The organism is Streptomyces himalayensis subsp. himalayensis, from assembly GCF_013778455.1.
Taxonomy (GTDB): Bacteria; Actinomycetota; Actinomycetes; order Streptomycetales; family Streptomycetaceae; genus Streptomyces; species Streptomyces himalayensis.
In genome coordinates this window covers 114,445-133,228 of sequence record NZ_JACEHE010000007.1, presented here as the reverse complement: position 1 = coordinate 133,228, position 18,784 = coordinate 114,445, and the positions used below count along the sequence as shown (strand labels likewise).

The following is an 18,784-nucleotide window of genomic DNA, read 5'->3' as shown; positions in this document are numbered from 1 at the left end:
ATGTCAGAGACCACGAGCCAGAGCCAGAGCCAGAGCCAGAGCCAGAGCCCGCTGCCCCGCGAAGTCGCCGACGCCTACGTCGACGAGCTCATCGCCCTCGACCCCGTGACCGGTACGTATCTCGGTGTGAAGGAGAGTGCCGGCAAGCTGCCCGACTTCTCCCCCGCGGGCCAAGAGGCGCTCGCGGAGCTCGCCCGGCGCACCCTCGCCCGGCTCGACGAAGCGGAGCGCCGTCCTGGCGCGGACAGCGGCATCGAGCGCCGCTGCGGGAAGCTGCTGCGCGAGCGGCTCACCGCCGAGCTGGCCGTGCACGACGCCGACGAGGGCCTGCGCGCCGTCAGCAATCTCAGCTCGCCCGCACACTCGGTCCGTACGGTGTTCACCGTGACGCCCGCGGCGACGGAGGAGGACTGGGCCGCCATCGCGGAGCGGCTGCGTGCCGTACCGGCCGCGCTGGAGGGCTATCGCGAGTCGCTCGCGCTGGGTCTGGAACGGAAGTTGTACGCGGGTCCGCGCCCCACCGCGACCTTCGCCGAGCAGTTGTCCGAGTGGGCGGACACCGGCAACGGTCAGGGCTGGTTCGAGGACTTCGCATCCGCCGGCCCGGACGCCCTGCGGACCGAGTTGGACGAGGCCGCGGGCCAGGCCACCGCAGCCGTCGCCGCCCTGCGCGACTGGATGCGCGACGTGTACGCGCCGACGATCGAAGGAACGCCGAACACGGTGGGCCGCGAGCGGTACGCCCGCTGGTCCCGCTACTACAACGGCACGGACCTCGATCTGGACGAGGCGTACGCGTACGGCTGGTCCGAGTACCACCGCCTCCTGGGCGAGATGAAGGCCGAGGCCGAGAAGATCCTGCCCGGTGCGGCCACGCCGTGGGTGGCGCTGGCCCATCTCGACGAGCACGGCACGCACATCGAGGGCGTCGACGAGGTGCAGCGCTGGCTCCAGGGCCTCATGGACGAGGCGATCGAGGCGCTGGACGGCACGCACTTCGACCTCGCCGAGCGGGTGCGGAGGGTCGAGTCCCGTATCGCGCCGCCCGGGAGTGCCGCGGCTCCGTACTACACGCCCCCGTCGGAGGACTTCTCGCGCCCCGGCTGCACGTGGCTGCCGACCATGGGGCAGACGCGCTTCCCGGTCTACGACCTGGTGTCGACCTGGTACCACGAGGGCGTTCCCGGCCACCACCTCCAGCTGGCGCAGTGGACGCACGTCCGGGAAGACCTGTCCCGCTACCAGGCGAGCATCGGCGGTGTGAGCGCCAACCTCGAGGGCTGGGCGCTGTACGCGGAGCGGCTCATGGACGAACTCGGGTTCCTCACGGACGCGGAGCGGCGGCTCGGCTACCTCGACGCGCAGATGATGCGTGCCGCGCGCGTCATCGTCGACATCGGCATGCACCTGGAGCTGGAGATTCCGGCGGACTCGCCGTTCCATCCCGGTGAGCGCTGGACCCCGGAGCTGGCACAGGAGTTCTTCGCGGCGCACAGCAGCCGGCCCCCGGACTTCGTCGAGAGCGAGCTGACCCGCTATCTGTCCATCCCGGGCCAGGCCATCGGCTACAAACTCGGCGAGCGCGCCTGGCTGCTCGGCCGCGAGAACGCGCAGAAGCGGCACGGTGACGCCTTCGACGCGAAGGCCTGGCACATGGCGGCGCTCTCGCAGGGGTCGCTGGGGCTCGACGACCTGGTGGACGAGCTGTCGAAGCTCTGAGCCGGTTGCTCTTCGGCGGCGGCCGGGCGCGGTCCGCGGACGCGGACGCGGACGCGGCGGCCGCCGCCGCCGGGTGCAGGGGCGCCACGCGCCGCGCTCGGGGGGCGAACGCGCGGGAGCCGCGGTGCAGTTCCGCGCGCGCGAGGCGCGGTGCAGGTCGTGCGCGGGAGGCACGGTGCATGCCGCGCAGGAGGCGCGGTGCGTGCCCCGCGGGATGCGCGGTACAGGCTCCGCGGGATGCGCGGTACAGGCCCGCGCGGGAAGCGCGGTGTGGCTCGGCCAGGAACCAACACCGGCACCGGCACCGGCACCGGCACCGGCACCGGACTCAACGGCGGAAGCCGCCCTCCGAGTTGATGACCTGTCCCGTGATCCACTCGGCCTCGTCCGTCGCCAGCCAGGCGATGAGGCGGGCCGGGTCGTCGGGCATGCCCCACCGGCCCGCAGGGAACATGGCGGCGATGCTCTCGTAAGCCTCGCCTGACAGGTAATCCGTGTCCACCGGGCCGGGGTTGACGGTGTTCACGGTGATCGCGTGCTCGGCGAGCGTCGTCGCGAGGGAACGTGTAACGGACGCCAGGGCGCCCTTCTGCAGCCCGTACGCGATCTCGCCCGGCATACCGCCGGCGATGTCCTGTCCCGAGGTCATCATCACCACCCGCCCGCCGGGCGTACGGGGCGGTAGCTCGGCGCGCAGCCGGGCGAAGGCCTGGACGAGCAGGATCACGGAGCGCGTGTCGATCGCCCAGTGTGCGTCCAGCATCCGGGCGTCGATGGTGTCGAGGGTGCCGTCGTCACCGCTGAGCGCGTGGTTGGCGACGAGGATGTCGAGCCGGCCGCCCAGCGCCTCCGCGGCGGTACGGACGAGCTCCGCCGGGGCCGCGGGGTCGGACAGATCGCCAGGCCCGTCGAGAACCCGTGCGCCGGGGTCGGCGCGAGCCTCCCGCACCCCGGCGACGACGTCCTCCGGCCGGTCGGCGCCCCAGGGATGGGCGGCGTCGTGCGGCACGTGGTGGTGCAGATACACGCTCGCTCCGTACGCGACGAGGCGGCGGGCCACGGCGTAACCGATGCCGCCGCGGCGGCTGGCACCGGTGACGAGCGCGGTACGCCCGCGCAACGGAAGCGGGTCACGGCGCAGCTGTGCGGCGGTGGGGTGCGGAAGTCGGGGCATGACAGATCATGATGCGCTCCGGTACCGCCGTCGGGCACGCGATTTTCGCCTGCCACCGCTCTGCGACGGCCGACGTGGGCACGCGCGCCGCTGGGGGCACGCACGCCGCTGGGGCACGCGCGCCGGGGTCGCAGTCGGTGGCCGGGCAGGGACCGTCCGCCGATCGGCCGAGCGGTCGCGGCCGGATCAGCCGTGCGGCGGGCCAGGGCAGGCCGCGGCATCGGCCGCGCCGGCGGGCCGACGGATCGGCCGAGCGGCAGGGCGGCAGGACGGCAGGACCAATGCGGGCCCCGCCCTCAGCACCCGCAGTCGTCCCCGTCCACCGGGGCCGTCAGCGGGTCGGCCGGGCGCTGGTCGGGCCCTCCCAGGTCTCGTACGCGAAGCCCTCGCGCACCCAGTACTCGAAGCCGCCGAGCATCTCCTTGACCTGGAAGCCGAGTTCGGCGAGGGCCAGGGCGGCGCGCGTCGCGCCGTTGCAGCCGGGGCCCCAGCAGTAGGTGACGACCGGCACGGACCTGTCGAGCAGTTGCTCTGCCTGCTGCGGTATGAGGGCGGTCGGCAGGTGGACGGCGCCTGGCACATGACCCTGGTCCCAGGCCTCGGTGGACCGGGAGTCGACGACGACGAAGCCGGGATCGCCGTCGCCGGCGAGCGCGGCGGCCACGTCGGACACGTCGGCGTGGAAGGCGAGGCTCGCGCCGAAGTACGCGGCGGCAGCGGCGGGCGATGCCGGAGGGACCCGCAGGACGGGTTGGCGACGGCCGGGCTGATGCCGGGGTCAGGGCGGCTGGTCACGGTCATGGTCTCGGTCCTCGCAAGGTCGGACGCTGGGGTTGGTGTCAGAAAATCTACGGCCCATGATCGTCGCGCTGAAGGCACGATCCCCGGCATCCACCTTGATCAGCCGGGGATTCCCCTGGTATCTCTCGGCCATGACCGGTTATTCCACGGACGCCACCGACTGGCGCATCCTCGAGGCCCTGCAGCGCGACGGGCGCGCCAGTTACGCGGAGCTGGCGCGGGCCGTCTCCATGTCCGCGAGCGCCGTCACCGAACGGGTGCGCCGGCTCGAGGAGGCGGGCGTCATCCAGGGCTACGCGGCCGTGGTCGACCCGGATCGGCTCGGGCTGCCCATCCTCGCGTTCGTCCGGCTGCGCTACCCGAACGGCAACTACAAGCCGTTCCACGACCTGGTCGACACGACACCCGAGATCCTCGAGGCCCACCACGTCACGGGCGACGACTGCTTCGTGATCAAGGTCGCCGCACGCTCGATGCGCCATCTCGAGGAGATCTCGGGCAAGATCGGCACCCTGGGGTCGGTCACCACGAGCGTCGTCTACTCCTCGCCGTTGCCGCGCCGCCCGCTTACTCGCTGACCAGGATCGTCCCGCGCCGCCCCCTGATTCGCCGACCCGGTCGCCCCCTGATCGCTGACTCGGTCGTCCCCTGACTCGCCGACCCGGGTAGCCCCGAGCCGCCCCCCTACTCGCCGCCCCGGCTCGTCCCGCGCTGCCGCACCACCGACCCGGACCTGCCCTTGACGACCTCCAGCTGCGCATGGACACGGCGGCGCAGGTCCGCGACATGGCTGACGATGCCGACGCTGCGGTCGCGCTCCCGGAGGGAGTCGAGGACGTCCAGGACCTCGTCGAGCGTCTGGTCGTCGAGGCTGCCGAAGCCCTCGTCGATGAAGAGCGTGTCGAGCCGGACCCCGCCCGCCTCGTCGGTCACGACGTCGGCGAGGCCCAGCGCGAGCGCGAGCGACGCGAAGAACGTCTCGCCGCCGGAGAGCGTCGTGGTGTCGCGCTCGCGCCCCGTCCATGCGTCGACGACGTGCAGGCCGAGACCCGAACGGCCGCGCCCCGTACGGTCGTCGGAGTGCACCAGCGTGTACCGGCCGGACGACATGCGCTGCAGCCGCACGGTCGCGGCGGCCGCGACCTGTTCGAGGCGTGCGGCGAGCACATAGGACTCCAGGCGCATCTTGCGCTCGTTGTCCGCGGAGGTGCCCGCCGCGAGCCCGGCCAGGCGGGCCACGCGGTCGTACTCCTCGCGCAGCGGGGCCAATCGGCGGACCGAGCCCGCGCATCTCGCCGACAACCGGTCGAGTTCGGCGCACCGCCGCGCGGCCGCGTCCCGCGCGGACGCGGCGTCGCGCACCCGCCGGTCGGCGAGGTCGGCGGCCTGTTCGGCGGCCCGGACGTCCGCAGGCGGCAGCTGCGCGGCCGCGGCCGTGTCGCGCTCCGCGAGGACCGCACGTACCGCCGCATCCTCCTGCTGCCAGGCGTCGATCCGGTGCTGGAGCTCGCGGTGCCCCGCGTCGTCGAGCAGGGCGGCCGCCGCGGCTTCCGGCGTGTCGAACCCGGCCCGGAAGGCAGCGTCGGCGAGTCGCGCGTCGGCGTCCTTGCGTCGCTGGGCGGTGTCCTCGGCGATCCTGGCGGCTTCGGCGGCCTGGGTCAGCATCGCCGCCTGCCGTTCCAGCTGGGCGGCCCGGGCCGCGACGCTGACCGCGGCACCCCGCGCCTGCGCCAACTCGTCCTCCAGCGAGGCCCTTTCACGATCGAGGAGCTCACGCCGGGAGGCACGCGACGCGGCACGCTGCCCGGCCTCCTGGCCGGCCCCGAGCCTGCGCTCGTGCTCGCGCTCGGCCTGGTCGAGTGCCTCGCGGGCCGCGTGCAGCCCGGACGCGACATCACGCGCCTCGGCCTGTTGCCGCTGCAAGTCCCCGTAGACCTCGGCGAGTTGGGCTGTGGGCGCCTCGCCGGCGGCCTCCGTGGCGGCGGCGAGCTGTGCCCGTACGACACTCAGCCGCTGCTCGGCTTCGGCGCGGGCATCGTCGGCGTCGCGGTGGGCGGCCAGCGCGGCGTCCTCGGCCTGCTGGTCGACGTGGCCGGCGGCCTTCGGGGCGGGCGCCGGGTGTTCGGTGGCGCCGCAGACGGCGCACGGCGCACCCTCGGTGAGGTTCGCGGCGAGCTCGGCTGCGATGTTCTGGAGGCGCTGTTCCTTGAGCGTCAGCCAGTTCTCATGGGCGGCCGTGGCACGCTCGCGTGCGGTCATCGACTGCTCGTATGCCTCGGTGGCCTCGGCGGAGAGCTGGTCGCGGCGCCGGGCGGCGGCCAGCCTGTCCCGAGCCGGCTCGAGCCGCCCGGCGAAGTGCTCGGCGCGCGTTGCCGCCTCCTGGGCGGAGTCGATACGCGCCTGGAGGGCGGCGCGTGTCTCCTCCCATGCGGCGAGCCAGCCTGCCGCGTCCTGGAGGAAGTCCTCGTCGGCGCGCTCCTGGCGGTCCAGTTCGGCGCGCTCGCTGGCCAGTTCGGCGAGTCGGCGCTCGGCTCGACGTGCCGATTCGAGGCCGCCCAGCTCCTCCGCGGCCTTGCGGGCGGCGGCCGCGAGCCCCGACGCACTGGCGTCCGCGAACATCTCGGGCAGTGCGCCACGCGCGCGTGCCTCTTCCGCAGCGGCCCGACGGTGCTCGCGCTCGGCGGCCTCGCGCAGGTCCAGGGCGGGAGCCACGGACTCGGCCTTGCGGGCACGCTCCATCCGGGCCCGGTGCATGCGGTACTCGTCGGCACGCGCGTCGAGTCGCTCGGAGCGTTCGCGCGCCTCGGCGAGCCGACGCTGCAGCCGGGCCACTTCCCGGGCGTCGGCGAGCTGCCGCTGCGCCACGGCCCCCGCCGACTCGGAGGCCGACAGGGCGGTATGCGCGATGGTGAGCCGCTCACGGGCGTCGGCGCGAGCGACGGCGGCCCAGGCCAGTACGGCCTCGGCAAGACCCGGATCTCCGGGCGTGAGGTCGGGCAGCGGCAGCTCCACGGTGTCTCCCGCGGCCTGCTGCATACGATGGGCGTCGGCCAGCAACTGCGTGTCACCCTCGCGTACTTCGGCCTCAGCACCACGCCGCCGCTCGGCCAGGCGCTGCTCGACCGCGGCGAACCTGCCGGTGTCGAAGAGCCGCCCGAGCAGCTTGCCGCGCGCCTCCGCGTCGGCCCTCAGAAAGCGCGCGAAGTCACCCTGCGGCAACAGCACGACCTGGCAGAACTGCTCCTTGCTCATACCGAGGAGCTGGCTGATCTCCTCGCCGATCTCCTGGTGGGAGCGACTCAGGTCCTTCCAGGACCCCGCCACGGCGTCGTACTCGCGCAGCCAGCTCTGGGCCTTCTCGGTGGTGGTGCCGGTGCCGCGCTTCTTCGGGCGCTCCCACGGGGGCTGCCGGGTGATCTCCAGCCGGCGCCCGGCGACGGTGAGTTCGAGGCACACCTCGGTGCGGGTGGCGGGCGCCGCATGGTCGCTGCGCAGGTTCGTCCCCTGGCCGGCGCTCTGCCGGGCGCCCGGTACCGAGCCGTACAGCCCATAGCACACGGCGTCCAGAACGGACGTCTTCCCCGCGCCGGTCGGTCCGTGCAGCAGGAACAGCCCGGCGGTCGACAGGTCGTCGAAGTCGACCTGCTGAGTGGTACCGAAGGGCCCGAAGGCCGTCATTCGCAGCCGATGCAGCCTCACCGGGCGACCTCACGCAGGTTCTTGCCCCTGCCGTGGTCGTCCTGGCGCCCGCGCACGCCCTCCTGCAGGCTCGCGTCCTCGGCGCGCACGGCGTCGAACGCGTCCTGCAGCACCTCGCGTTCCCGCTCGTCCGGTCCCGCGCCGCGCACATGGGCCACGAAGTCCTCCGCGATCTGCTGGTCGCCGCGCCCCTTGAGGCGCTGCCCGTACGACACGTCCCGGTCCTCGGGGGCCCGGTCGGGCTCGAAGACCAGGCTGAGGGTGTGGGGGAAGCGTTCGGTGAGCCGGGCCATGGGCTCGGCCGGGCGCACGGCGTCGGTGAGGGTGGCCTCGACCCACGCCCCCTCGTAGCGGGCGAGCCGCGGGTCCTCGAGCAACTCCTCCAGCGGCCCCCGGATGCGGGCGAGCGCCCGCGGCACCGGGCAGTCGATGCGCTCGGCGTCCAGCTCGCCGTCCGGCCCGAGGTCGACGAGCCACATGCTCTTGCGGTGGTCGGCCTCCGAGAAGGAGTACGGAAGGGGGGATCCCGAGTAGCGCACGCGCTCGGTGATGGTCTGGCTTCCGTGCAGATGCCCGAGCGCCACATAGTCGACGCCGTCGAAGACCCCGGACGGCACGGCGGCTACACCCCCGACGGTGATGTCGCGCTCGCTGTCGCTGGCCGCGCCGCCGGTGACGAAGGCGTGTGCGAGGACGACGGACCGCGTGCCGTGCGCGCGGCTGGCGAAATCGGCGCGCACCCGGTCCATGGCGGCCGCCAGCACCGCTTCATGACCGGGCTTCTCCACCCCGAACTCGTCCTTGACCAGGGCAGGTTCAAGATACGGCAGTCCGTAGAACGCCACGTCCCCGTGGTCGTCGCCGAGGACCACGGGAGTCCCGACGGCGGCGGGCTCGGTGCGCAGATGGATACCGGCACGGCCTATGAGCCCGGCACCGACACCGAGGCGGCGCGCGGAGTCGTGGTTGCCGGAGATCATCACGGTGGGCACGCCCAGCTCCGCGAGCCGGTGCAGTGCGTCGTCGAACAGCTCGACGGCGGCAAGCGGCGGCACCGCCCGGTCGTACACATCTCCCGACACGACCACCGCGTCCACGTCGCGCTCACGGACAGTGGCGACGAGGTGGCCTATGAACTCGGCCTGGGCACCGAGCATGCTCACGCGGTGGAACGCCCGGCCGAGGTGCCAGTCGGAGGTGTGCAGGATTCTCACAGCACCGCTCCGACCTGCATGTTCACCGCTCCTCAGCCCCGTAATCGGCACGAACCAGCAGGGGGCACCCTTGTCGACACCCACCACGCCGGTGCCGGCGGACACCGCGTCCACCACGGACCTTAGTTTGCCACCCGCGTGGGGAGTCGGATGACCGTTCAAGTGGCCGTAGAGGTCAGCGGTGATATGGATCGTCGAGTGCCCCAGCCGGCGGGAGACCTCCACAGGGACGCGCCACCGGCGAGCCGGCCCGGGTGAGTCCGTTGGGCAGGCCGTCAGCGGGGAGACGGCGATACGGTGCGGCGTGCCGCCGGGCGGCAGGGCCCAGATGCCGGTGAAGTCAGCGGTCCCGGTGGCTTACGTGGACGCAGAGGGTGCCGTTGTGCGCGCGGGCAATGCACCGCGGCATCCTGCTGTCCATCAAGAGGGCGTCCCGGGCGGGGCGGCAGACGCCTGGGATGGCGATGGCGTCGGGCAGGCCGCGTCATCGCCGTCGGTCGCGGCGCGCAGCTCCGGCAGCGTCGGCGGCTCAGCGCCGAAGCGCGTGCACGTGATGGCGGCCGCGGTCGCCGCCAGGTCGAGGAGCCGGGTTACGTCCTCGCGGCCGATGCCGTGCAGAGCGGCGCGGCGATCGCCGCCGAGGAGCCCGGCGTCGTACAGCCGGTGCAACATGGCGGCGGTGAAGGAGTCGCCCGCCCCGACGGTGTCCGCGACGCTGACGGCGGGGGCGGGGCGGCGGATGATGCCGTCACGGGTGACGGCCAGGCTGCCGGCGGCACCGAGGGTCACCACGACCAGGGCGGGACCGGTGCGCTGCCAGGATGTGGCGATCTCCTCCGGTGCGCGCCCGGGGTACAGCCACGCGAGATCCTCTTCGCTGACCTTGACGATGTCGGCGAGGCCGACCTGGAACTCGGTGCGGGAGCGTGCCTGTTCCCGCGAGGGCAGCAGTACAGGGCGGACATTGGGATCGAGACTGATAGTGACGGCTCCCTCGGACCGCTGCCGGGCCAGCAGTTTCTCGACGACTCCGGCGCCCGGGTCCAGTGAGGTGGCGAGCGACCCTGTATGCAGACATCTGGTCCCGGCCGCCGGTTCGGGTGGCTCCGGCAGGTCCCAGGTGAGCCGGAAGGCGTAGTGTGCAGCGCCATGCTCGTCGAGGGCAGCGGTCGCCGTGCTGGTGCGGGGGCTGCCGGGCACCCGTCGCACCGACACTCCGGAGTCGGTCAGATGCTCGTGGAGTAGTTGGCCGTGGTCGTCCTCACCGAAGTGGGTGACCAGGGTGACCGGTGTGCCCAGCCGGGCGAGGCCGACGGAGACATTGGCCGGGGAGCCGCCTGGGTGTGCGCTGGGGTCCCGGGTGGCCCCGGCGGGGCGTACCAGATCGACGAGGCTCTCTCCGACAACAGTGATCATCTGTTCTCCGTGGCAGGGGTGCAGACACGGGCGGGGCCGACTGCGGTTCGGCGCCCTCCGTGGGGTCGGCTCACCATAGGTTCCCGAGAAATATCTCGCAAGAAGTGTTAACAGAGCGGACTGCTTCTGCTAACAATTCTCCCCGTCGGCTTCGCGCCTGCCTCTCCCGAGGACTGGCGCCGCATGTCCGTACGGCCGCCGTGCACGCGGCGTGCGGCATGCGTCCTGTGACTATCTCGGACTATCTCGCCCCACCGCTCCGTACCGCTCGTCTCCCCGTACCCATCGGTACCGCTCAGAGAAAGAGGACCTCGCCATGCCATCGACCAGACAGACCCTCATCGCGGGCATAGCAGTTGTCGGCGTCCTGGCCACCGGTTGCGCCGGGGCAGGGGGCGGAGGTGGCAGCGGCACGGGCGAGAGCATCAACGTGCTGATGGTCGGCAATCCGCAGATGGAGGACATCGCGAAGCTGACGAAGGACACGTTCACCAAGGACACCGGCATCAAGGTGAACTTCACGATCCTTCCCGAGAACGAGCTGCGCGACAAAGTCACCCAGGACATCGCCACCCAGGCCGGCCAGTACGACGTCGCCACCATCGGTGCCTACGAAGTGCCCATCTGGAACAAGAACGGCTGGCTGCACGAGCTGGGGTCCTACGCCGACAAGGACTCCAGCTTCGACAAGAACGACCTGCTCAAGCCGATGGTGCAGTCCCTGTCCGGCGAAGACGGCAAGCTCTACGCGCTGCCGTTCTACGGTGAGTCCTCCTTCCTCATGTACAACAAGGACGTCATGAAGGAGAAGGGCATCACGGTGCCCGAAAGGCCGACGTGGCAGCAGGTCGCCGACATCGCCGCCAAGGTCGACGGCGCCCGCCCCGGGATGAAGGGCATCTGCCTGCGCGGCCTGCCCGGTTGGGGTGAGCTCGGCGCACCGCTGACGTCCGTGGTCAACACCTTCGGCGGCACCTGGTTCACCAAGGACTGGAAGGCTCAGGTCAACAGCCCTGAGTTCAAGAAGGCGACGAACTTCTATGTCGACCTGGTCAAGAAGCATGGTGAGGCGGGTGCCCCCCAGGCCGGGTTCACCGAGTGCCTGAACGCCATGAGCCAGGGCAAGGTCGCGATGTGGTACGACGCGACCAGTGCGGCCGGGTCATTGGAGGACGCCAAGTCCAGCAAGGTGGCCGGCAAGGTCGGTTACGCGTACGCGCCTGTGGCGGAGACGAAGAGCAGCGGCTGGCTGTGGGCCTGGGCGTGGGCGATGCCGAAGACCACGAAGAAGGCCGACGCCGCCTCGAAGTTCATGCTCTGGGCCTCCAGCAAGAAGTACGAGAAGTTGGTCGGCGAGGAGCTCGGCTGGGCGCGCGTTCCCGCCGGCAAGCGGGCCAGCACCTACGAGATCCCCGAGTACAAAAAGGCCGCCTCGGCATTCGGTGACATCACCCTGAAGTCCATCGAGCAGGCCGACCCGACCAACCCGGGCGTCCAGCCCAGGCCGACCGTCGGCATCCAGTTCGTGGCCATCCCCGAATTCCAGGACCTGGGAACCAAGGTGACCCAGGAGATATCCGCGGCCATCGCCGGCAAGACCAGCGTGGACAAGGCGCTCAACGACGGCCAGAAGCTCGCCGAGGAAGTCGCCAAGAAGCACAAGTGACCTTCCATGCCCGGCCGGCCTCGGCAGCCGACCGGGCACCGCTCCACCGACCCCCGGCCTCCCCCAGTGCCTTAAGGGCGGGCCTGGGAGGTACCCCCATCCGGCAGAGGAAAGTTCATGACCACGCTCACCGTTGAACCCAAGACGGCACCGCCGCCCGTCCGCCCGCGGACGCGCACCGGCACAGCCAAGTGGAAGCGGCGCATACCGCTGCTGCCGGCGCTGATCTTCACCGTCGTCGTCACGCAGCTGCCGTTCGTGGCCACGCTCGTCATCTCCACCTTCCAGTGGAACATCCTCGAGCCGGGAGACCGGCACTTCACCGGTCTGTCCAACTACTCGTTCGTCTTCACCGACGAGCGGCTGCGCACTGCGGTGCTCAACACCGTCGTGCTCACCGCGTCGGTGGTGCTCATCAGCGTGGTTCTCGGACTCGGTCTGGCAATGCTGCTCGACCGCCGGTTCGCCGGCCGAGGGCTGGCGCGCACCCTGCTCATAGCCCCGTTCCTCGTCATGCCGGTCGCATCGGCGCTGTTGTGGAAGCACGCCATCTACAACCCCGACTACGGACTGCTCAACGGCACACTCAACGCCGTCTACCAGTTCTTCGGAGCCGCCCACGGCCCCACCGTCGACTGGGTGTCCTCCTACCCCATGCCGGCCGTAGTGATCTCGCTGGTCTGGCAGTGGACCCCGTTCATGATGCTGATCCTCCTGGCCGGCCTGCAGGCGCAGCCCGGTGACGTTCTGGAGGCGGCAAAGGTCGACGGGGCATCGCCACTGGCGACCTTCCGCTTCATCACCCTGCCGCACCTGCGGCAGTACCTCGAGCTGGGCATCCTGCTCGGCACGATCTACGTCGTGCAGACCTTCGACGCGGTCTACACCATCACCCAGGGCGGCCCCGGCTCGGAAACGACCAACCTGCCCTACGAGATCTACCTGACCATGTTCCGCAAGTACGAGTACGGCGAGGCGGCCGCCGCCGGTGTCGTCGTCGTGCTCGGCTCGATCGTGATCGCGACCTTCGCGCTGCGCACCATCGCGTCACTGTTCCGCGAGGAGGTATCCCGATGACCGCTCACGCAGCAGTCGACGCCCCCGGGGGAAGGCTCAAGAAGCTCCTGCGCCGTCAGGACGACCAAGGCGGTGCGCCACGACTGTCACCGCTGTGGACCTTTGTCGCCTGGCTTGCCACTCTGGCTTTCTTCGCGCCGGTGGCATGGATGGTGCTCACCTCCTTCCACCAGGAGGCGGACGCGGCGACCAACCCGCCGACCCCCTTCGCCCCGTTCACCTTCGAGCAGTACGAAACACTGTTCAGCCGGGACATCACCCCCTTCCTCCTCAACTCGGCCATGGCCAGCGTCCTTTCGACGCTGCTGGTGCTCGCCCTGGCGGTACCGACGGCCTACGCGCTGTCCATCAAGCCGGTCGAGAAGTGGACCGACGTGATGTTCTTCTTCCTGTCCACCAAGTTCCTCCCGGCCATCGCGGCTCTGCTGCCGGTGTACATGATCGTCAAGCAGGTCGGGATGCTGGACAACGTGTGGACGCTGGTCGTCCTCTACACCGCCATGAACCTCCCGATCGCGGTGTGGATGATGCGCTCGTTCCTCGCCGAGGTCCCCAAGGAGATCCTGGAGGCGGCCGAGGTCGACGGCGCCAATCTGCTCACCGTACTGTGGCGGGTCGTCGCACCGGTCGCCATGCCCGGACTCGCCGCCACCTCACTGATCTGCTTCATCTTCAGCTGGAACGAGTTCATGTTCGCCGTCAACCTCACCGCGACGCAGGCGTCCACCGCGCCCGTGTTCCTCGTCGGCTTCATCACCAACGAAGGCCTGTTCCTGGCCCGGCTGTGCGCGGCGGCCACGCTGGTGTCCCTGCCCGTCCTCATCGCCGGTTTCGCCGCCCAGGACAAGCTGGTCCGCGGCCTCTCCCTGGGAGCCGTGAAGTGAAAGCGGCCGTCATCACCCAGCCCGGCGCCATCGAGATCACCACCATCGACGATCCGGCCCCCGGCCCGCGGGAGGTCGTCGTCGCGGTCGCGGCCTGCGGACTGTGCGGCACCGATCTGCACATTCTTGAAGGGGAGTTCACGCCGAAGCTGCCCATCAAGTTCGTGGCCACCCCGGTCGCCAACTGCACGGTCCTGCCCGATGGTGTACGGACTGAGGACGCGGCCCTGATCGAACCGCTGTCCTGCGCCGTACACGGCTACGACATCCTGCGGACCCGCCTCGCCTCCCGCGTCCTCATCTACGGCGCCGGGACCATGGGTCTGATGATGCTCCAGCTCGCCAAGGCCACCGGCGCCGCAAGCGTCGACGTCGTCGATATCAACGCCGAACGCCTGGCGACGGCACGACAGTTGGGCTGTTCCTCCAGTGCAGCGTCCGCCGACGAGCTCGACCGGCCGACGTACGGATGGGATCTGGTCATCGACTCAACCGGGAACGCCAAGGCCATCCAAGACGCCCTCGGCCGGGTCGGCAAGGGCAGCATGTACCTGCAGTTCGGCGTGGCCGACTACGCCACCCAGGCCACCGTCGAGCCGTACAGGATCTACAACCAGGAGATCACGATCACCGGCTCCATGGCCGTCCTGCACAGCTTCGAGCGCGCCGCCGATCTCTTCGCCACCGGCCTCATCGACCCGGACGTCTTCATCAGTGACCGCCTCCCGCTGGCGTCGTTCCCCGACGCGATCACCCGCTTCCAGGCAGGTGTCGGACGCAAGCTCCAGATCCAGCCCGGCCTTCTGGACTCATAGGCACCGCGGTACGCCTCCCCGTACGCGGCTTCCGGCCCCGCCCCGCCTCGCCCGACCACACCCGAACGGAGCACCACCCCATGTCCCAGCAGATCCGGCGCGTACTCGTCCGGTCCATCGACGACATCACCGTCGAGCAGATACCCGCGCCAGTGGCCGGCGACGGCGAACTCCTCGTCCGCACCACCGTGGTGGGTGTCTGCGGCTCCGACACGCACGCCGCCCTCGGCCACCATCCCTTCATGCCCCTGCCCTACCGTCCCGGGCACGAGGCGGTAGGCGTCGTCGCCGCCGCGGGCCCGAACGCCGATGGGTTCGCCCCGGGCGACAGGGTGATCATCGAGCCGAACCTCTACTGCGGGCAGTGCCCCCAGTGCCGCTCCGGCCGCTACAACATCTGCCAGGAGCTGAAGGTGTTCGGCTGCCAGACCCCCGGCGCCATGACGGACCTGTTCAGCATTTCCGCCGACCGCGTCCACCGCATCCCCGAGGGCATGACCGACATCGAGGCCGCTCTCGTCGAGCCGCTGGCCACCCCGGTGCACGCCGTGGCCAAGGCCGGCGACCTCACCGGGCGCAGGGTGGTCGTCCTCGGCGCCGGACCCATCGGCCTGCTCGTCCTCGCCGCCGCCAGACATGCGGGCGCCGCGAAGATCGCCCTCACAGACCTGCTGCCGGGCAAGCGGGACCGCGCCCTGCGCCTCGGCGCCGACGCCGCCCTGCCCGCCGACGCCCCCGACCTCGCCGACCGTGCCCGGGAGGCGCTCGGCGGACCGGCCGACGTGGTCTTCGACTGCGTGGCACGCGAGCAGTCGATGGCGCAGGCCACCGAGTTGGTCACCAAGGGCGGCACGATCATCGTCGTCGGCGTGGGCGCCGCCGGAACCACCCCGATCCGCCTCGACCTCGTCCAGGACCGCGAGATCCGTATCGAGGGCACGCTGATGTACACGGCCGACGACTACCGCACCGCCATCGCCCTGCTCGCCTCCGGCGCCGTCGACACCGACGAGATCGTCACCGCCACCTTCCCCCTGGAGGAGGCGGCCAAGGCCTTCGCCGCATCGATCGCCCCGGACCACGTCAAGGTCCTGGTCACGGTGGAAGCGCCATAGCGCCCCCCGACGGGGAGTGGCGTAGTCTGCCGGGCCGGGCGAAGGCCGGTCGCCATGGACGGACGACTCCCGACGCCTCCCGGCCCGTATGCGAGACTTCGAGGTCGAAGCCTCGGCCGTCAACCCCGGACCGAGAGGTTGTCACAGCACGGCCCGCCCCCAGCCGCGCGACACAGAGGACACGGAGACAAGGGAGAGCCGCAGTGCCCGCCAGGACACGGTCGTCGCAGGCCGCTGTGGAGGAACGGCGTCAGGCCGTCATGCGACATGTCGTCGAACACGGCGAGACCCGCATCGACGATCTCGCCGACCTCTTCGGCGTCAGCCTCATGACGATGCACCGCGACCTCGACGACCTCGCCCAGCGTTCCCTGCTCCGCAAGGAACGCGGCCGGGCAGTCGCCTTCCCCGCGGTCACCATGGAAACAGCGACCCGCTTCCGTGAGAGCACCGCCATCTCTGCGAAGGCCGCTGTGTGTCACGCGGCGATCGGCCGCATCAGGCCCGGCAGCACGGTACTCATGGACGACTCCACCACCCTCTTCCCCCTGGCCCCCGCCCTCGCACAGCTCGACCAGATCACCGTCATCACCAACTCGGTCGGCCTGGCGCAGCGTCTGGGGTCGGCCCAGGGCGTGGACGTCACCCTGCTCGGCGGGCGTTACCACGGCGACTTCAACTCCTGCACGGGCCCCCAGGTCACCCGCACCCTCTCCCGCATCCGCGCCGATCTCGCGCTCATGTCCGCCACGGCTGTCCTTTCGGGCCAGCTCTTCCATCCCTTGAGCGAGTACGTCGAGGTCAAGCTGGCCATGCTTGCCTCCGCCGACCAGGCCCTGCTCCTCGTGGACCACTCGAAATTCGGCAAGACCGCCACCCACGCGTACGGCACCGTGGCCGACTACGACGCGGTCATCACCGACACCAGCACCCCCGACGCGGAGATCGCGGCCATCCGCGGTTTCGGTATACCCGTGGAAGCAGTCGACCCCGGAGACCACTCCCCGTGATACATGCCCTGTTCGAAACCCCCAGCGCCTACCGCCCCACCGCCGCGGAGATGGCCGCTCCGGTACCGCGGGTCGAAGCCGTACTGTTCGACTTCAGCAACACGATCTTCCAAATGATCGACCTGGAGACGTGGCTGCGGCGGGTCGGCGGCGCCTGCGACCGTGGGGCCATGTTGGAGGAGGCCGGCGCCGTGGCCGAGATCTCGCGGCAGTTGCTAGACGCCTTCCGGCTGCCCGCCGTCGCCGCGCTGCAGGAGGGCCGCGACCTGTCTCCCGAACGGCATCGCCTCGCCATGCGGGGATGGTGGGGGCACGTGGACTTCCTGCGAGGCGTCGAGGAGATGGCCTACCGGGAACTCACCGCACCCGACGCCTGGCTGCCCTACCCCGATACCGAACCCACGCTGCGCGCATTGCGCGCCCGCGGCCTGCGCATCGGGATCGTGAGCGACTTCGCCTGGGACCTGCGGGTCCACCTGGCCCACTCCCGGCTGGAGGACCTGGTCGACGCGTGCGTGATCTCCTGTGAGGTGGGCCGGGAGAAGCCCGACCCCCAACTGTTCCTCAAGGCGTGCGCGGACCTCGGCACCGATCCCCGTGCCACGCTCATGGTCGGGGACAACCCGGTACGGGACGGCGGCGCCACCGCCTGCGGCCTGCGCGCCTATATCCTCCCGGCCGAACAGCGCACCGGTGAGCGGGGCCTGGCCGAAGTCCTCCGGCTCGTGACCTGACACACCACCCGGCCACGGCCGAAGGCGAGGGCGCAACGCCGGGGCGAGCTAGAGGGTGGTCGCCTCGCCAGACGGTCTCGTACGGCGGAAAGTCGTGCGGCAGGTACTCCCACGGGATCCCGGTGCTGACGTACAGGATCGCATTCACGATCTCCCGCGGTAGATGTCATGGGCTCAGGCGGGCTCGGCTGTGGTGCCGCGTACGACAAGGTGCGGGGTGAGGACGACCTCGCGGGGTTCGCTGCGGCCTTGGTCGAGGCGTTCGACGGCGGCGGCCACCGCATGTCGGGCCTGCTCCCGGGCGCCCTGGCTGACGGTGGTCAGGTTGAAGCAGCTGAGCCGGGAGAGGGTGTCGTCGTCGTAGCCGACCACGGACACCCGGCCTGGGACGGCGATGTCGGCACGGGAAAGGGCGGCCAGGACCCCGATAGCGCACTGGTCGTTGAACGCGACGACGGCGGTGGGCAGGCCCTGGCCATCGAGGAGGTGGCGGGCGGCGCGTTCGCCGGCCGCTTCCGTGTTGTCGCCATGCAGGACCCGGATGTACTCGTCCAGGCCGTGGCGGCGCATGGCCGTGCGGTAGCCGCGACGCCGGTCGGTGGCGATGACGCCCTTGCCTCCGTCGACGTAGACGATCTCGCGGTGACCGAGGCCGACCAGGTGGTCGACGATCTGGCCCACGCCGTCATCGTCCGCGGTGCGGACGACGTCCAGGCCGGTGTCGGCGATCCGGCGGCCGACGGTGATCACGGGGGCCTTGCGGTCCAGGGCGGCGAGCGTGTCGGCGGGGGCGGTCGGGCCCAGCAGGATCAGCGCCTCGCTACGGAAGGCCAGCAGTGTCTCGACGGCGCTGTGCTCGTCGCGGGTGCGGGTCTGGGTGCTGAGTACGAGGTCGTAGCCGACCTGCTCGGCGGCCGTGTGCAGATGCTCGACGAGTTCGGCGTGGAAGGGGCTGTGGATGTCCACCATGACGCCGAGCAGCCGGGTGCGCCTGCTGGCCAGCATGCTGGCGGTACGGTCGACCCGGTAGCCGAGCTCGGCGGCGGCTTTCAGGACACTCTGCCGGGTGCGCTCGCTGGGACCGGGAACACCGCGCAGCACCAGGGAGACGGACGCGGTGGACACGCCCACGCGGGCGGCCACGTCCTCGAGCCGCGGGCGTTTGTTGGTGCCGTTCCGGCGACGCTCGGAACCGTCGTCGTCCACGTACACCTCCCGGCAGATCTCCTCGCGCAACACCCTTGACACGCTCACGAAACGAGCCGATAGTACCAGAACTTAAAGCGCTTTAAATTGTCCTGTTGTTCCAACGAAGCCAGCTCGGGGAGTGCGACACCTTACGGCTCGCGCTCTCCGACTCCCCTGCCAGAGCGCCTTGTGCGCCGGAGAGGAGCCTCAGTGGGGACGCAGTCGATCGGGGTCGGCGTCATCGGCGTCGGCATGTCCGGCCGCGCACGCCC

At 70.9% G+C, this 18,784-nt stretch carries 14 protein-coding genes and 2 pseudogenes; 9 read left to right on the top strand and 7 right to left on the bottom strand.

The annotated features are described in order from the left end of the window. Positions 1–1,719 carry a DUF885 domain-containing protein gene (locus tag H1D24_RS14040; RefSeq protein ID WP_181657856.1) on the top strand — a complete coding sequence of 573 codons (1,719 nt, stop codon included), beginning with the start codon at positions 1–3 and terminating at the stop codon, positions 1,717–1,719. A 328-nt stretch (positions 1,720–2,047) separates the two neighbouring features. On the opposite strand, the gene H1D24_RS14035 is transcribed toward H1D24_RS14040, so the two are convergent. Together H1D24_RS14035 and H1D24_RS14030 are read right to left on the bottom strand one after the other, a co-directional pair. Continuing rightward, positions 2,048–2,893, bottom strand: coding sequence for an SDR family oxidoreductase (locus H1D24_RS14035; protein WP_181657855.1), 846 nt, complete (start codon positions 2,891–2,893; stop codon positions 2,048–2,050). A gap of 296 nt (positions 2,894–3,189) precedes the next feature. Then, positions 3,190–3,638 (bottom strand): annotated as a pseudogene (locus H1D24_RS14030) (rhodanese-like domain-containing protein). A gap of 187 nt (positions 3,639–3,825) precedes the next feature. Between H1D24_RS14030 and H1D24_RS14025 the strand changes: the two are divergent. Next, positions 3,826–4,272 carry an Lrp/AsnC family transcriptional regulator gene (locus H1D24_RS14025; protein ID WP_181657854.1) on the top strand — a complete coding sequence of 149 codons (447 nt, stop codon included), beginning with the start codon at positions 3,826–3,828 and terminating at the stop codon, positions 4,270–4,272. A 106-nt stretch (positions 4,273–4,378) separates the two neighbouring features. On the opposite strand, the gene H1D24_RS14020 is transcribed toward H1D24_RS14025, so the two are convergent. The 3 genes from H1D24_RS14020 to H1D24_RS14010 all read right to left on the bottom strand — a co-directional run bounded on the left by H1D24_RS14020 (position 4,379) and on the right by H1D24_RS14010 (position 10,023). Then, positions 4,379–7,393, bottom strand: coding sequence for an AAA family ATPase (locus H1D24_RS14020; protein WP_181657853.1), 3,015 nt, complete (start codon positions 7,391–7,393; stop codon positions 4,379–4,381). Next, a complete protein-coding gene (locus tag H1D24_RS14015; RefSeq protein ID WP_181657852.1) occupies positions 7,390–8,607 on the bottom strand; it encodes an exonuclease SbcCD subunit D in 1,218 nt (405 codons plus the stop codon). Before H1D24_RS14015 ends, H1D24_RS14020 begins: the two co-directional genes overlap by 4 nt. 420 nt (positions 8,608–9,027) lie before the next feature. Further along, positions 9,028–10,023 carry a carbohydrate kinase family protein gene (locus tag H1D24_RS14010; protein ID WP_181657851.1) on the bottom strand — a complete coding sequence of 332 codons (996 nt, stop codon included), beginning with the start codon at positions 10,021–10,023 and terminating at the stop codon, positions 9,028–9,030. 316 nt (positions 10,024–10,339) lie between these two features. Here H1D24_RS14010 and H1D24_RS14005 point away from each other — a divergent pair, with 316 nt between their 5' ends. The 7 genes from H1D24_RS14005 to H1D24_RS13975 all read left to right on the top strand — a co-directional run bounded on the left by H1D24_RS14005 (position 10,340) and on the right by H1D24_RS13975 (position 17,324). Continuing rightward, positions 10,340–11,689 carry an ABC transporter substrate-binding protein gene (locus tag H1D24_RS14005; protein WP_181657850.1) on the top strand — a complete coding sequence of 450 codons (1,350 nt, stop codon included), beginning with the start codon at positions 10,340–10,342 and terminating at the stop codon, positions 11,687–11,689. Between the two features lie 117 nt (positions 11,690–11,806). Beyond that, the gene (locus H1D24_RS14000) at positions 11,807–12,766 is read left to right on the top strand and encodes a carbohydrate ABC transporter permease (protein WP_181657849.1); all 960 of its coding nucleotides are present in this window, start codon (positions 11,807–11,809) and stop codon (positions 12,764–12,766) included. Next, a complete protein-coding gene (locus H1D24_RS13995) occupies positions 12,763–13,650 on the top strand; it encodes a carbohydrate ABC transporter permease (RefSeq protein ID WP_181657848.1) in 888 nt (295 codons plus the stop codon). Before H1D24_RS14000 ends, H1D24_RS13995 begins: the two co-directional genes overlap by 4 nt. After that, a complete protein-coding gene (locus H1D24_RS13990; RefSeq protein WP_181657847.1) occupies positions 13,647–14,465 on the top strand; it encodes a zinc-binding dehydrogenase in 819 nt (272 codons plus the stop codon). The genes H1D24_RS13995 and H1D24_RS13990 overlap by 4 nt, the downstream gene beginning before the upstream one ends. 80 nt (positions 14,466–14,545) lie before the next feature. Beyond that, complete coding sequence (locus tag H1D24_RS13985) at positions 14,546–15,580, top strand: zinc-dependent alcohol dehydrogenase (protein WP_181657846.1); 1,035 nt, start codon at positions 14,546–14,548, stop codon at positions 15,578–15,580. A gap of 203 nt (positions 15,581–15,783) precedes the next feature. Next, positions 15,784–16,590, top strand: a complete 807-nt coding sequence (locus H1D24_RS13980; protein WP_309484305.1) for a DeoR/GlpR family DNA-binding transcription regulator — start codon at positions 15,784–15,786, stop codon at positions 16,588–16,590. After that, positions 16,587–17,324 carry an HAD family hydrolase gene (locus H1D24_RS13975; protein WP_181657845.1) on the top strand — a complete coding sequence of 246 codons (738 nt, stop codon included), beginning with the start codon at positions 16,587–16,589 and terminating at the stop codon, positions 17,322–17,324. The genes H1D24_RS13980 and H1D24_RS13975 overlap by 4 nt, the downstream gene beginning before the upstream one ends. A 67-nt stretch (positions 17,325–17,391) precedes the next feature. On the opposite strand, the pseudogene H1D24_RS13970 reads toward H1D24_RS13975, so the two are convergent. Together H1D24_RS13970 and H1D24_RS13965 are read right to left on the bottom strand one after the other, a co-directional pair. Further along, a pseudogene (locus tag H1D24_RS13970) lies at positions 17,392–17,481 on the bottom strand (transposase); the annotation flags it as partial. Between the two features lie 17 nt (positions 17,482–17,498). Further along, positions 17,499–18,530, bottom strand: coding sequence for a LacI family DNA-binding transcriptional regulator (locus H1D24_RS13965; protein ID WP_181658030.1), 1,032 nt, complete (start codon positions 18,528–18,530; stop codon positions 17,499–17,501). Between the last annotated feature and the right edge of the window lie 254 nt (positions 18,531–18,784).

What these genes read in the sequence shown, in the direction of transcription:
- H1D24_RS13985 (WP_181657846.1), top strand. Translation starts at nt 14,546, where the DNA reads ATGTCCCAGCAGATCCGGCGCGTACTCGTCCGGTCCATCGACGACATC.
- H1D24_RS14025 (WP_181657854.1), top strand. Translation starts at nt 3,826, where the DNA reads ATGACCGGTTATTCCACGGACGCCACCGACTGGCGCATCCTCGAGGCC.
- H1D24_RS14000 (WP_181657849.1), top strand. Translation starts at nt 11,807, where the DNA reads ATGACCACGCTCACCGTTGAACCCAAGACGGCACCGCCGCCCGTCCGC.
- H1D24_RS14010 (WP_181657851.1), bottom strand. Translation starts at nt 10,023, where the DNA reads ATGATCACTGTTGTCGGAGAGAGCCTCGTCGATCTGGTACGCCCCGCC.
- H1D24_RS13995 (WP_181657848.1), top strand. Translation starts at nt 12,763, where the DNA reads ATGACCGCTCACGCAGCAGTCGACGCCCCCGGGGGAAGGCTCAAGAAG.
- H1D24_RS14040 (WP_181657856.1), top strand. Translation starts at nt 1, where the DNA reads ATGTCAGAGACCACGAGCCAGAGCCAGAGCCAGAGCCAGAGCCAGAGC.
- H1D24_RS14035 (WP_181657855.1), bottom strand. Translation starts at nt 2,893, where the DNA reads ATGCCCCGACTTCCGCACCCCACCGCCGCACAGCTGCGCCGTGACCCG.
- H1D24_RS14005 (WP_181657850.1), top strand. Translation starts at nt 10,340, where the DNA reads ATGCCATCGACCAGACAGACCCTCATCGCGGGCATAGCAGTTGTCGGC.